Genomic DNA, 14299 nt, shown 5'->3' with positions numbered 1-14299 from the left:
AACAGCCCACCGTGGAAGGACGCTGCGTGACCCTCTTCGCCCCTGAACCCCGTCGACGTCCGCGCTCCAGGACGATCGGGTGGGCGTTCGTGATCGGTGCCGTCGTGCTGGGCCTGTTCGCCAGCCTGCTGCCGAGTCCGTACCTCATCGAGGTGCCCGGACCGGTCTACAACACCATCGGCACGCAGAAGCAGGGGAGCGGCAAGGACGCGAAGGACGTCAAGCTCATCCAGATCGACGGGCACCCGACCTACCCGACGTCCGGCGCGCTCGACATGCTCACGGTGGGGATCGAGGGCGACGCCACCCACCGGCCGTCCTGGACGAGCGTGATCCGTGCCCTCTTCACGCCGTCCGAGGCCGTGATCCCGGCCGAGGCCGTCTACCCCGCGGGCACGACGACCGACCAGGTGAACCAGCAGGACACCGCGGACATGCAGCAGTCGCAGCAGTCGGCGGTCGCCGCCGCGCTCATCCAGCAGGGCCACGACGTCCCCACCGAACTCGAGGTCGGCACGGTCCAGAAGGGGTCGGCAGCGGACGGCGTCATCGAGAAGGGCGACGTCATCCGGTCGTTCGACGGCACCGAGCTCACGACCAACGCCGACGCGACCTCGCTCCGCGAACTCGTCGCGAAGCACGGGACGTCGAGCCCCGCGAAGGTGGTCGTCGAGCGTGGCGGCGCCGAGAAGACCGTCGAGCTGACGCCGCGGGAGCAGCAGGGGACCGCGCTCATCGGTGTCGGCGTGGTCGAGCACTACGACTTCCCGTTCCGCGTCTCCATCAAGCTCCAGGACGTCGGCGGCCCGTCGGCGGGGATGATGTTCGCGCTCGGGATCATCGACGAGATCACGCCCGGCCAGCTGAACGGCGGCAAGCACGTCGCCGGGACCGGGACGATCAGCGCCGACGGCGAGGTCGGCGCGATCGGGGGCATCCGCCAGAAGATGTTCGGCGCGAAGGACGCCGGGGCGACGGTCTTCCTCGCACCCGCAGGCAACTGCGACGAGGTCGTCGGCCACGTGCCGGGCGGACTCGACGTCTACAAGGTCTCGACGCTCGACCAGGCCGTGACCGACCTGCAGACCATCGCGTCCGGCGGGAGCACGGCGAAGCTCGCCCGCTGCACTTCCTGATCGTCCGTACAGCTTCAGGGGTGCTCGTGCCACATAGGATCGATGCACTGACGGCCCGCCGCGCCGGGCCCGCCGGTTCGACACGTCTGGAGCACATCAAGTGACGACAACCTCGTCCACCTCGGGGCGGCGTTCGCCGCGGGTCCCGATCGTGGTCACGATCATCGTGCTGGCCGCACTGGTGATCGGCTTCTTCATCTTCGCGAGCCTGTACACCGACTACGCGTGGTTCGCGCAGCTCGGCTTCCAGCAGGTGCTGACCACCCGGTGGATCGCGGGCACGCTGATGTTCCTCGCCGGGTTCCTCGGCATGGCCGTACCCGTGTACGCGAGCATCGCGATCGCGTTCCGGTTCCGGCCGGTCTACGCGAAGCTCAACTCGCAGCTCGACCGGTACCAGCAGGTCATCGAACCGTTGCGTCGCGCCGTCATGATCGGGATCCCCGTGGTGCTCGGCATCTTCGCCGGGCTCTCGACCGCCGGTCGCTGGAGCATGGTGCTCGAGTACTTCAACCGCACGCCGTTCGGCAAGACCGACCCGCAGTTCGGCCTCGACATCGGCTTCTACGTGTTCGAGCTGCCGTTCTGGCGCTCGATCGTGGCGTACTCGTCGGCGGTCGTGCTCATCTCGGGTCTCGCCGCGCTCGCCGCCTGCTACCTCTACGGGGCGATGCGCTTCGGCGGGCGTGAGGTCCGCATCTCCCGTGCCGCACGGGTCCAGCTCGCCGTGACCGCGGCGGTCTACATCGCCCTGCAGGCGGTCAGCCTGTGGCTCGACCAGTACGCCGCCCTGACCAAGTCGAACTCGCTCATCACCGGTGCGCAGTACACCGAGGTGAACGCGGTCATCCCCGGGCGCGAGATCATGGCGGGCATCGCGGCGATCGTCGCGATCCTCTTCATCGTCACCGCCGTGATCGGCCGCTGGCGCATCTCCATCGTCGGCACCGGCCTGCTGCTCGTCGCCGCGATCGTCATCGGCGGCATCTACCCGTGGATCGTGCAGCGCCTGCAGGTGAAGCCCTCGGAGCGCAGCTACGAGTCCGCCTACATCGAGCGGAACATCACAGCGACCCGTGACGCCTACGGGGTCTCGGACGTCAAGGAGCAGAACTACGACGCGACGACCGAGGCGACCTCCGGCGCGCTCGGCAAGGACGCGCAGACGACCGCCAACATCCGCCTGATCGACCCGAAGATCGTCTCGGACACGTTCAGCCAGCTCCAGCAGTACCGGCAGTACTACCAGTTCCCGAACGAGCTCGACGTCGACCGCTACGACGTCAAGGGGCAGACGGAGGACACCGTCATCGCCGTTCGTGACATCGACCTCAACGGGCTCAGCGCCGCCGCGAACACCCAGTACAACCGGGCGTTCGTCTACACCCACGGCTACGGCGTGACCGCCGCGTACGGCAACCAGCGTGCGAGCGACGGCAAGCCGGTGTTCCTCGAGTCCGGCATCCCGTCGAGCGGTGCACTCGGCGACTTCCAGCAGCGTGTGTACTTCGGCGAGACCTCGCCGCCCTACTCGATCGTCGGTGCGCCGAAGGGGTCGAAGAACGTCGAACTCGACTACCCGTCCGGTTCCGACGACGACAACGGCGGCAACGCGACCACGACGTACGCGGGCAACGGCGGACCGAGCCTCGGCAACTTCTTCAACCGGCTCGTGTACGCCGCGAAGTTCCAGTCGGAGCAGATCCTGCTGTCGAACGCGGTGAACAAGGACTCGCAGATCCTCTACGACCGCGACCCGCTCACGCGCGTGCAGAAGGTCGCGCCGTTCCTGACGCTCGACAGCGACGCGTACCCGGCGATCGTCGACCACCGCATCCAGTGGGTCGTCGACGGCTACACGACGAGTGACGCCTACCCGTACTCGCAGAGCCAGAGCCTGTCGGACAGCATCGCCGGCTCGGAGTCCTCCGCCTACCGCACGGACCAGGTGAACTACATCCGGAACTCGGTGAAGGCCACCGTCGACGCGTACACCGGCAAGGTCACCCTGTACTCGTGGGACACGAAGGACCCGGTGCTCAAGACGTGGGAGAAGATCTTCCCCACCGCGGTGAAGCCGGTCTCGTCCATGAGCGCCCAGCTGCTCGACCACGTGCGGTACCCGACCGACCTGTTCAAGGTGCAGCGTTCGATCCTCGGCACGTACCACGTGACCAACGCGAACTCGTTCTACTCGGGTGACGACGCGTGGAACACGCCGCAGGAGCCCACCTCGGGGACGAACGACTCGTCCGACTCGTCCGGCTCGTCCGACTCGACGACGACGAACTCCGGGGCGAACGCGCTCGGTACCACGACGACGACGACGCGCGCGAACCTGCAGGACCCGTACTACCTCACGATGAAGGTGCCGGGTCAGGGGACCGCCTACACCCTGTACACGACCTACATCCCCCAGCAGTCGGCCGGGTCGAACAACCGCAACGTGCTCACCGGGTACCTCGCGGTCGACTCGGACGCCGGTGGCGCCGGCAAGGGGAAGAAGGCGTCCGGCTACGGCAAGCTCACCCTGTTGACGATGCCGAAGACGGACAACATCCCCGGGCCGGCCCAGGTGCAGAACCTGTTCAACTCGGACACCACGGTCTCCCAGGAGCTCAACATCCTGAAGCGGGGGAACTCGACGGTGAAGCAGGGCAACCTGCTCACCCTGCCCGTGGGTGGCGGCTTCCTCTACGTGCAGCCGGTGTACGTGCAGTCGACGTCCAGTGGGTCGTACCCGCTGCTGCAGAAGGTCCTCGTGGCCTTCGGCGACAAGATCGCGTTCGAGGACACCCTCGACGAAGCGCTCAACAGCCTGTTCGGCGGCGACTCGGGCGCGACGGCGGGTGACCAGGGCGCTGCCGGGTCGAGCTCCGGGTCCTCGGGCTCCGGGTCCTCCGACTCCGGTTCGTCGAGCGGTTCCGGGTCGTCCGACGCGGGCTCCGGCTCGTCGTCGGGTTCCGGGTCATCCAGCGGTTCGGGTGCCGTCGACAACGCCGCGCTCCAGAAGGCCCTGAACGACGCGAAGCAGGCGCTGCAGGACCGCCAGGACGCCTACGCGGAGAACGACCTGGTCGCCGCCGCCGAAGCGGACCAGCGCCTGCAGGAAGCGATCAAGGCCGCGACCGAGGCCGAGGGCGACAACTGACACACCGTGGCGGGGCACTCGATTTGTGCCCCGCCACGGCCGCGTGTAGGCTGTTCAACGTGCCGCGGGGTGGAGCAGTTCGGTAGCTCGCTGGGCTCATAACCCAGAGGTCGTAGGTTCAAATCCTGCCCCCGCAACCAAGCGTCACAGCGAAGGCCCCGGTCCAGTCGGACCGGGGCCCATTCGTTTCTGCTGGAAGCAGGCCGGAGGACGGGCTCTGGATCGGACATCAACGTGAGACGCCGTTCGGGACGAGCCCGGCCCGCTTCCTGCCACGAGCACAGTCTTTCGGGGTGAAGTCAGGGACATCCGTCATCCTCCGAGACCGTCGGTCCTCACGAGCGGCCTCTGAATCCGTTTCCGCTCGCGTATCGGGTCGAGCTCGGGCAATCCGAGCCGGAAGAGGCGGCACGGCTCGGTCGCGACGTCGGTGTAGATGCGAGTCGAAGCGCTCCGCTCCATGTTGCGGCCGCGCATCGCCCCTGTATGGGTGTGGCGTCGATTCGGGCTGGTCAGTAGCGAGCGCACGTGGTCGAGCTCTTCCGCAGCTCGGAACCTGTTCGGTGGAGTGCGCCCACATCGCGGATCGGGCTGCGGACGTCTCGATGACGCGCATCTGCCCCAGGCCACCCTGGCTCGCCGTTCGGCATCGGCGCCAGGAGGTTCTGAACCATGATCGAGCTGGGTACGGGATCCTCCTCGGCCAGAACCGTGGTTCCGCCTGTGCCGCTGGTTCGGCTGACGTTGTCGACCTCCCCGATCGCTCGGCGGCGGAACTGCTCTATCCCGGAGTCCACCGGGCCAGGTGACAATCGACCATCGCCACGGAGCGCAGCGCGGGCGGCGGGGAGCGTGCAGTCGTTCTTCACCGTGGGACGAGTGAACGACACGGTGCCATAGCGGTGGTGCGGAGTGATGAACTGCTTCTCTGGATTTTGGACGCTGGTTCCCGCGGGTGCTCAGTCGAGGTACCCGTTTCCCTCCGCCATTGGGACATGATGGCGGAGGCACTCGAAGGTTCTCGGCGTAGAGGCGTGACGTTTCGCGTTTCGGATCACAATTCGAAGCACACGTGGCTCACCGCGTTCGTCACTTTTTGTGATGCGATTGACATTCGAATGAGTCCATTGATTCCTGCATGTCCTCACATTTCGCCGCTACCGCCCCTTGACCTAGAGCGCTCTAGGTTCCGATACTGATCGACATGCAGAAGGTGGACTCCTCAGGTGCTGATGAATTCATTTCCATGAAAGAGATGGTGCGGCGCTCAGGGCTCAGTGAACACACGCTCCGATACTACGAGAAAGTCGGGCTGCTCAGCCGGATCGGTCGTGATAGCTCGAGCAGGCACCGGTACTACAACGAATCGGACGTGTACAGGGTCGTCACACTCGCGTGTCTCCGTGCCACCGGAATGTCAATTGAACAGATGCGTCAGTACCTCGGGGCAACCGACGCGAGCCCTGTTGCTGCTCAGGGCCAGATTGACCTTTTTGAGGATCACGGAGCGCGACTTCGACGGCAGATGGCCAGACTGCAACGTCAGCTCGAATACCTCGACGGGAAGGTCGCTTACTGGCGTGCGATCGCGCGCGGAAATACGGAACAAGCCCAAGCCATAAGCCTGAAGAGCTTCGACATTGCGCTTGAGATCAACAAAGAGTACAAGGAGAAGTGAAATGAAGACATGGTTGGTCACCGGGGCGAGCAAGGGCTTCGGTCGAGTTTGGGCGCTTGCAGCACTCGAACGGGGCGACCGGGTTGTCGCGACGGCTCGGAAGGTGGACAGCCTCGCGTCGCTCAGAGAGTCCTTCCCTGAGAATGCGCTGACTCTCCCGCTTGACGTGACCGACCGGGAAGCTGTAGGTAGGGCGATCGTGCAGGCCAAGGAACGATTCGACCGGATCGACGTGCTGATCAACAACGCTGGCTTCGGCCTGTTCGGTTCAGTCGAGGAGGTGAGCGAAGAGCAGGCGCGAGCACAGCTTGAAACGAACCTGTTCGGCGCCTTGTGGGTGACGCAGGCCGTACTTCCTACCATGCGTGCACAGCATGCAGGGCACATCATCCAGGTGTCCTCGATCGGAGGCGTGAACGCCTTCCCGGGGCTCGGCCTGTATCACGCAAGCAAGTGGGGCCTCGAAGGCCTGAGCCAGTCGTTGAGTCAGGAGGTCCGCGATTTCGGCATCAAAGTGACCCTCGTCGAACCTGGTGGGTACAGCACGGACTGGGGGACGGCGTCCGCCGCCCACGCGGAGCCGCTCGAGGCGTATCGGCGACTGCGCGACTCCATGGCGCAGATTCGCGAACACAGCGTTGCCTCGATTGGTGATCCGACTGCGACGGCGTCCGTCATGCTAGAGCTCGTCGACATGAAGGAGCCTCCTCTGCGCATGCTCTTCGGCAGCGGCATCAACGAGATGATCCACGACGAGTACCAGAAGCGTCTGGCCGAATGGGATGCGCACAAAGCTCTGTCCGAGCAGGCTCAAGGCGAGACGCCAGGCAGCAATAGCCTGTGATCCGATCATCGCGCATCGAGCCAGCGCTGCGATCTCAGCACGGTCGTTGGTTTCAGTATCTCGTTCTCGACGTCCGGGGTCAGAGGGATGCCAGGCACCATCGCTCTTGCCCGTGATGCGCGAGCAGCCATGCGAAACACTGGGAAGCGATGCGCGGCTGCAGGTGATCCGCCATCCAGGGCTTCTCGGTGGGAGCGGGCGCTCCTGGGGATTGCCACGAATTCGAACAATGACGTCCGCGCGTCACAGCGAAGGCCCCGGTCCAGTCGGACCGGGGCCTTCGTCGTGTGCGGCCCACCCCGGTACGCTCGGCGGATGGGCTCCCTCACCGTCGCTGCAGCGCAGTTCGCCCCCGTGGACGACCCGGTCGCCAACCTCGAGACCGTGCGGGCTGCCGCGGAGGACGCTGCCCGCCGGGGCGCTGACCTCCTCGTGACGCCGGAGTACACGTCCTACTTCACCGCGGACATCGACGACCGGTTCGTCGCGGCCGCCCAGCCGCTCGACGGCCCGTTCGTCACCGGCCTGCGGGACGTCGCCCGCACGACCGGCGTCGCCCTGGTGGTGGGCGTCGCCGAGGCCGCGTCGGTGCCCGGTCGCTTCCGCAACACGCTCGTGGCCGTCCTGCCCGACGGGTCGATCGCTGCGTCGTACCGGAAGGTGCACCTGTACGACGCGTTCGGGTCCCGGGAGTCGGACCGGATCGAGCCGGGCGATCCCGAGCAGCTGTCGGTCTTCGAGCTCCGAGGACTCCGGGTGGGACTCGAGACGTGCTACGACCTGCGGTTCCCCGAGGTCACGCGCCGTCTCGCCGCGCCCGAGCACGGCGCCGCGGACCTCGTGCTGGTCCCCGCCGAGTGGGTCCGTGGTCCGGGGAAGGAACACCACTGGCGCACGCTCCTGACGGCGCGGGCGATCGAGAACACCGTCTGGGTGGCGGGTGTGGGGCAGACGCCGCCGATCGGCATCGGCGGGACGGTCGTGCTCGACCCGTCCGGTGTGGCGGTGGCCGCTGGGGGATCGGTGCCGACGACCGTGGTCGCGACGGTCGACACCGCGGTGACCGAGGCCGTGCGACGGACGAACCCGTCGCTCGCCGCTCGGCGGTACGACGTCGTCCGTCGGGACTGACCGACCCCGTACGCGGCCCGACCCGTCCGCGACGCCGCGCCGATCAGCCGGCGAGTGAGAGGCCCGCGAGCCGTGCCGCGGCGTCCTCGAGCACGGAGCGGCGCTTGCAGAACGCGAACCGCACGAGCGACCGGTACCCGGCAGCGTGCTCGGGGCGGACGAACGCGGACACCGGTACCCCGACCACCCCGGCGAGCTCCGGCAGCTCGAGGCAGAACGCGCGCGCGTCGTCGTGTCCCAGCGGTGCGACGTCGGCGATCACGAAGTACCCGCCGTCGGGTCGCATGACGTCGAACCCCGCCGCCTCGAGCCCCGCGGACAGCACGTCGTGCTTGGCGGACAGGTCCGCCGCGATGCCGCGGAACACCGCGTTGGGCAGTCGGAGCCCGGTCGCGATCGCGGGTTGGAAGGGGGCGCCGTTCACGTACGTCAAGAACTGCTTCACGGTTGTGATCGCGTCGACGAGCGGCGCCGGAGCCGTGAGCCACCCGATCTTCCAGCCGGTGGTGCTGAAGGTCTTCCCAGCGCTCGAGATCGTCACGGTCCGCTCTGCGGCGCCCGGGAGCGTGGCGACGGGGACGTGGGGGACGTCGAACGTCAGGTGCTCGTAGACCTCGTCGGTGACGATGACGGCGTCGTGCCGTGCGGCGAGCTCCACGATCGTGCTGAGCACGTCGGTGGGCAGTACGCGGCCGGTGGGGTTGTGCGGCGTGTTCACGAGCACCGCGCGGGTGCGGTCCGAGAACGCCCGGCGGAGCGTCTCCTCGTCCGGGAGGAAGTCCGGCGCCGTGAGGGGCACGGTGACGTGCGTGCCGCCGGCGAGCCGGACGAGCGCGCCGTACGCGTCGTAGAACGGTTCGAACGTGACGACCTCGTCGCCCGGTTCGACCAACGCGAGGAGCGTGGCGGCGAGGGCCTCGGTGGCGCCGGCGGTGACGAGGACCTCACGGTCGGGGTCGACCGCGAGGCCGTACCACCGCGCCTGGTGCTCGCTGATCGCCGCTCGGAGGTCGGGGACGCCGCGGCCCGGCGGGTACTGGTTGACACCGTCCCGGACGGCGGCGACGGCGGCCTCGAGCACCTCGGCGGGACCGTCCTCGTCGGGGAAGCCCTGTCCGAGGTTGACGGCCCCGGTCGCGGCGGCGAGCGCGCTCATCTCGGCGAACACCGTCGGTGCCGGGACGCCGTCGGCGCTGAGGAGCATGGCTCCCTCGGCGGCTCGCAACCAGGGTCCTGACCGTCGCATGTGCATCCCTCCGCGTGTCGACGGCACATGAGAGCGCGTCGGACGGACCCAACCTAGCGTCCGCTCGACGCCGTGCGCGGGACGCCGACACAGAGCACGCATAAGATCGCCATAGGTGGCTCGCAGCGTCACCAGGAGCACCGCTCAGGTGGGTGCGACAGACTGCACGAGCTTGAAAGGAGCACGTCCAGCATGACCGACACCACGCCCCACGGGCAGGGCGACGACTTCCGTCCGGACGACACGGCCGAGCAGGCCGCATCCGGGGACGCCACGTCGCACGACTCCCGGCACACGGACGACGCTCCCCGGAGTGATGCGCGAGCCGACCACACGGACGTGATCGACGCCGCCCCCGAGAACGAGACCGACGTCATCGCCGCGTCGGCCGAGCACCCCACGGACCGGTACACGGCCCCCTACCCGACGGGTGGCCAGGGCCAGACGTCCCAGTACGGGCAGACCTCCCAGTACGGCCAGGGCCAGCAGGACCAGTACGGCCAGCGCCAGCAGGGCCAGAGCCAGCAGGACCAGTACGGGCACACCTCCCAGTACGGCCACAGCCAGCAGGACCAGTACGGCCAGGGCCAGACCTCCCAGTACGGCCAGGGCCAGTACGGCCAGGCACCCAGCGCGGGTGGCTACGGCCAGCACGCCACGCCCCACGGTGGCGAGCAGGCGAACCCCTACGGCACCCCGTACGGACAGTCGCCGCAGACGTCCCAGTACGGCACCCCGAGCGGGTACGGTCAGCAGCCCCGCTACGGCGAGTACTCGCAGCCCGCGTCCGCGCCGGCCTCGGCGCAGGCTCCGAGCTCCGCCACGAGCGCCTTCGGCGACGTCGACGGGTCGAACCAGCGCAACGGCCACTACTTCGGCGCCGCCGCTGCCGGCGGGGCAGGGGGAGCCGGCACCACGACGGCCACCCGTTCGCGGGACGGCCGTGGGCGCTTCGTCCTCCCGCTCGTCGCGGCGATCGTCGTCGCCGGGCTCGTCGGCGGTGGCGCGGGATGGCTCGCCGCCTCCTCGCAGGGCGGCAGCACCGTCGTCGGTTCCTCGTCCTCGCAGAGCGGCGGCAACCTCACGGTCAACGACTACAACAACGCCACCGTCGTCACGGCGGTCGCGGCGCAGGCCACGCCCTCCGTGGTGACGATCAACGTCTCCGCGAGCAGCGAGGCCGGCACCGGTTCGGGCGTCGTGTTCAGCAAGGACGGCTACATCGTCACGAACACCCACGTGGTCACGCTCGACGGCGACAGCTCGAACGGCACGATCACGGTCACGACCTCGGACGGCAAGATCTACCCGGCCAAGCTCGTCGGCACGGACCCGACGGTCGACCTCGCGGTCATCAAGATCGACGCGACCGACATGAAGCCGATCACGTTCGCGGACTCGTCCGACCTCAACGTCGGTGACACCGCGGTCGCGATCGGTGCGCCGCTCGGCCTGTCGAACACCGTCACCGACGGCATCGTCTCGACCCTGAGCCGCAGCATCCAGGTGACGTCGAGCGCCCCGAGCCAGGGCGGCGACTCGAACGAGGGCGGCAACGGCTCGAGCGGCGGTCCGTTCGACTTCTGGGGCAACGGCGACAACGGCAGCAGCTCGTCGTCGAACAGCACCGTGTCGCTGCCCGTGATCCAGACGGACGCGTCCATCAACCCCGGCAACTCCGGCGGCGCGCTGCTGGACTCCAAGGGCAAGCTGATCGGCATCAACGTCGCCATCGCGAGCGCGAGCAGTTCCTCGGAATCCTCGAGCCAGTCCGGCAGCATCGGTGTCGGCTTCTCGATCCCGTCGAACCTCGTCAAGCGGGTGGCGAACGAGATCAAGGACAACGGGTCCGCGACGCACGGCCTGCTCGGCGCGACCGTGGGCGACGCCGCCGAGAGCGCGAACGCCACCCAGATGGGCGGCCTCATCAAGTCCGTCTCCTCCGGGGGCGCGGCAGCCCAGGCGGGTCTCCGGAAGGGTGACGTCGTCACGAAGATCGGGTCGGCGACCGTGTCGGACGCGACCGACCTGACGGCGCAGGTCCGCTACTTCGCCGGTGGCGCGAAGACGACCATCACGTTCATCCGCGACGGCCAGACGCGCGAGGCGGACGTCACGCTCGGTACGTACAAGGGCTGACGCACTCGCCGACGGACGGGAGGCACGGTGCCGGCTGGCACCGTGCCTCCCGTCCGTCGGGCGGTCGCGCCTGACCACCGGTGGCGACTTGATAGGCTCAGGGTCGCTCTCCGGGGCGGCACCGTCCGCGGTGCGTCCCGTGCACCAGTGAGGACCCCGAGGTACGCATGCAGACAGACGGACAGCCCTTGCCGGGCGTCTCGTACGTGATGCCCGTCCTCAACGAGGTCACTGAGGTCCGGGCCGCCGTCCAGAGTCTCCTGGAACAGGACTACACCGGTCCGTTCGAGGTCATCCTCGCGCTCGGCCCGTCGATCGACGGCACCAACGAGCTCGTGGCGGAGATGAGCGCCGCCGATCCGCGCATCCGGGCGATCGAGAACCCGCTCGGTTCGACGCCGGCCGGCCTCAACGTGGCGATCCGCGCGTCCGTGCACCCGGTCGTGGTCCGTGTCGACGCGCACTCCGTCCTGCCGACCGACTACACCCGGGTCGCCGTGCGCGTCCTGCAGGAGTCCGGCGCGGACAACGTCGGCGGGATCATGCGTGCCGAGGGGCGGACCCCGTTCGAACGCGCCGTCGCGCTGGCCTACGGCAGCCGGGTCGGGCTCGGGGGCACCCCGCACCACGTCGGCGGCCAGGCCGGGCCGGCAGAGACGGCCTACCTCGGCGTCTTCCGTCGTGACCGCCTGTTCGAGGTCGGCCTGTTCGACGAGGGCATCAAGCGCGGGCAGGACTGGGAACTCAACCGACGGCTCCGGCAGACCGGGGGCACGGTGTGGTTCACGCCGGAGCTCGTCGTCACGTACCGTCCGCGTCCGAGCCTGCGGCGCCTCGTGCGGCAGTTCGTCGCGACGGGCCTGTGGCGCGGTGAGCTCGCCCGTCGGTTCCCCGCGAACAACGGTCTGCGGTACTTCGTGCCCCCGGCGATGGTCGCCGCGATGGCGCTCGGTGTCGTCGTCGGCATCGTCGGGATCATCGGCGCGGCGCTCGGGACCGGCGCAGCGTGGGCGTTGCTCGGGTTCGTCGTGCCGGCGGTCTACCTCGTCTTCGTCGTCCTGGGCGCCGTCGCGGTCGCGCGGCGGTCGGGGCTGACGACGTTCCTCTGGCTGCTCGTGGTGCTGCCCTGCATCCACGTCGGCTGGGGACTCGGATTCATCATCGGCTTCCTGACCCGGACGTCCGAGCTGACCACGCACACGGGACGGTGAACTGACCTCTTGACCGACGACACGACCGGCCGCGGCGACGCCCGCCCCACCTCGATCGCCGAGCTCCGCGCCGTCGCCCAACCGGACGAGGTCCGCGCTCGGGCGAACGCCGAGCACTGGACGGCGTCGCTCTACCTGCGGGACGTCTCGCCGTACCTCACCTGGCTGCTGCTGAAGACCCGTGTGAGCGCCAACCAGGTGACCGGTCTGATGATCCTGGTCGGCTGGAGCGTCGCGGCCGCGCTGCTCATCCCCGGCATCTGGGGTGCCGCCCTCGCACTCGTCCTCGGGCAGCTGCAGATGCTCGTCGACTGCTGTGACGGCGAGGTCGCGCGCTGGCGGGGCACCCGTTCGCCGGCCGGCGTGTTCCTCGACAAGGTCGGGCACTACACGACCGAAGGGCTCATCCCCGTCGCGCTCGGCATCCGTGCGGCGACGTGGCCGATCCACGGCGCGGACTGGATGTGGACGACGATCGGCTGCGCGCTCGGTCTCGTGATCGTGCTCAACAAGGCGCTCAACGACATGGTGCACGTCGCGCGTGCGAACGCCGGGCTCGACAAGCTCGTCGACCGCCGCGACGCCGGGACCGCTCCGTCGGGCCGCCGCCTCGCCGGGCTGCGTCGTGCAGCGCGCTTCCTGCCGTTCCACCGCCTGTACCACTCGGTGGAGCTGAGCATCCTCGCGTTCGTGTTCGCCCTGGTCGCACTCGTGATCGGGCACCCGCTCGCAGACCGGATCCTCGTCGGTGCATTGCTGCCGCTCGCCGTGCTGGCGACGTTCGGCCACTTCGTCGCGATCATCTCGTCGAAGCGGGTCCGCGCATGACGCCCGGCACCGTCCAGCGGCACGCCGTCCCGCACCGTGACCGCCCCCGGGTCGCGGTCGTGAGCCTGTCACAGGGCACCCGCCCGGACGACCTGCGTCGAGGCCTGGAGTCGGTCCTCGCACAGCGGGACGTCGAGCTCGACGTCGTGTGCGTCGGGAACGGCTGGGAGCCGACCGGGCTGCCGGCGGGGGTGCGGTCGCTCGCACTGCCCGAGAACATCGGGATCCCCGCTGGGCGCAACGCCGGCGCGGAGGTGGTCGACGGCGACTACGTGTTCTTCCTCGACGACGATGCGTCCGTGCCGTCGGACACGTTCCTGCGCGACGCGATCGGGCTCTTCGAGCGCGATCCGTCCCTCGGGCTCGTGCAGCCCCGGGTCGTCGACCCGACCGGCGCGGCCAACCCGACCCGGTGGATCCCCCGGATCCGCAAGGGGTCGGCGGAGCACTCGTCGCCCGTGTTCTCGGTCTGGGAAGGGGCCGTGGTGCTGCCGATGGAGGTCTTCCGTGCGACCGGCGGCTGGGGAGGCGCGTACTTCTACGCCCACGAGGGCATCGAGCTGGCCTGGCGCGTGTGGGACGCCGGCCGTCGAGCCTGGTACGCGGGGGAGCTCGTCGCGCACCACCCGGCGATCGATCCCGCTCGGCACGCGGAGTACTACCGCCTGAACGCCCGGAACCGGGTCTGGCTCGCGCGCCGCAACCTGCCAGCCGTCCTCCGACCGCTGTACGTCGGGTCCTGGGCGGCGATTCAGGTGGCCCGCTGGTGGCGGCACCCGCGGCGCCTGGCGACGTGGTTCGGGGGTGTCCGGGAGGGCTGGTCCGCCGATTGCGGCCCGGTGCGTGTGATGGGGTGGCTCACGATCGGACGCATGACGCTGGCCGGCCGGCCACCCGTCGTCTGACCCGTCCAGCCAAGACCCTCCGTCGTCACC

At 68.8% G+C, this 14299-nt stretch carries 10 protein-coding genes and 1 tRNA gene; 10 read left to right on the top strand and 1 reads right to left on the bottom strand.

Features of this window, described 5'->3' with window-relative positions; translation table 11 throughout:
* Positions 1 to 26 precede the first annotated feature (26 nt).
* From ACTJKO_RS13350 to ACTJKO_RS13325, 6 genes are all read left to right on the top strand, one after another.
* On the top strand, positions 27 to 1136 hold the full coding sequence (locus ACTJKO_RS13350) for a YlbL family protein (protein WP_440689479.1): 1110 nt from the start codon (positions 27 to 29) through the stop codon (positions 1134 to 1136).
* Between the two features lie 151 nt (positions 1137 to 1287).
* The gene (locus tag ACTJKO_RS13345) at positions 1288 to 4287 is read left to right on the top strand and encodes a UPF0182 family membrane protein (protein ID WP_440689477.1); all 3000 of its coding nucleotides are present in this window, start codon (positions 1288 to 1290) and stop codon (positions 4285 to 4287) included.
* Positions 4288 to 4350: 63 nt separating this feature from the next.
* Positions 4351 to 4427 (top strand) — tRNA-Met (locus ACTJKO_RS13340).
* A 1064-nt stretch (positions 4428 to 5491) separates the two neighbouring features.
* Positions 5492 to 5965, top strand: coding sequence for a MerR family transcriptional regulator (locus ACTJKO_RS13335; protein ID WP_440689475.1), 474 nt, complete (start codon positions 5492 to 5494; stop codon positions 5963 to 5965).
* A gap of 1 nt (position 5966) precedes the next feature.
* Positions 5967 to 6809, top strand: coding sequence for an SDR family NAD(P)-dependent oxidoreductase (locus tag ACTJKO_RS13330; protein ID WP_440689473.1), 843 nt, complete (start codon positions 5967 to 5969; stop codon positions 6807 to 6809).
* 315 nt (positions 6810 to 7124) lie between these two features.
* A complete protein-coding gene (locus ACTJKO_RS13325; protein ID WP_440689471.1) occupies positions 7125 to 7940 on the top strand; it encodes a carbon-nitrogen hydrolase family protein in 816 nt (271 codons plus the stop codon).
* 43 nt (positions 7941 to 7983) lie between these two features.
* Here ACTJKO_RS13325 and ACTJKO_RS13320 read toward each other — a convergent pair whose 3' ends face one another.
* Positions 7984 to 9186, bottom strand: a complete 1203-nt coding sequence (locus tag ACTJKO_RS13320; protein WP_440689469.1) for an aminotransferase class I/II-fold pyridoxal phosphate-dependent enzyme — start codon at positions 9184 to 9186, stop codon at positions 7984 to 7986.
* Between the two features lie 192 nt (positions 9187 to 9378).
* Between ACTJKO_RS13320 and ACTJKO_RS13315 the strand changes: the two genes are divergently transcribed.
* The 4 genes from ACTJKO_RS13315 to ACTJKO_RS13300 all read left to right on the top strand — a co-directional run bounded on the left by ACTJKO_RS13315 (position 9379) and on the right by ACTJKO_RS13300 (position 14269).
* A complete protein-coding gene (locus ACTJKO_RS13315; protein ID WP_440689467.1) occupies positions 9379 to 11325 on the top strand; it encodes a S1C family serine protease in 1947 nt (648 codons plus the stop codon).
* Between the two features lie 167 nt (positions 11326 to 11492).
* Complete coding sequence (locus ACTJKO_RS13310) at positions 11493 to 12536, top strand: glycosyltransferase family 2 protein (RefSeq protein ID WP_440689465.1); 1044 nt, start codon at positions 11493 to 11495, stop codon at positions 12534 to 12536.
* 9 nt (positions 12537 to 12545) lie between these two features.
* On the top strand, positions 12546 to 13364 hold the full coding sequence (locus tag ACTJKO_RS13305; protein WP_440689463.1) for a CDP-alcohol phosphatidyltransferase family protein: 819 nt from the start codon (positions 12546 to 12548) through the stop codon (positions 13362 to 13364).
* Positions 13361 to 14269 carry a glycosyltransferase family 2 protein gene (locus ACTJKO_RS13300; protein ID WP_440689461.1) on the top strand — a complete coding sequence of 303 codons (909 nt, stop codon included), beginning with the start codon at positions 13361 to 13363 and terminating at the stop codon, positions 14267 to 14269. Before ACTJKO_RS13305 ends, ACTJKO_RS13300 begins: the two co-directional genes overlap by 4 nt.
* The last annotated feature ends 30 nt before the right edge of the window (positions 14270 to 14299 follow it).

The organism is Curtobacterium sp. 22159 (assembly GCF_052045775.1).
GTDB lineage: Bacteria > Actinomycetota > Actinomycetes > Actinomycetales > Microbacteriaceae > Curtobacterium.
Note: the sequence above shows the minus strand (reverse complement) of the source record. Positions and strands in the feature narration are given on the sequence as shown.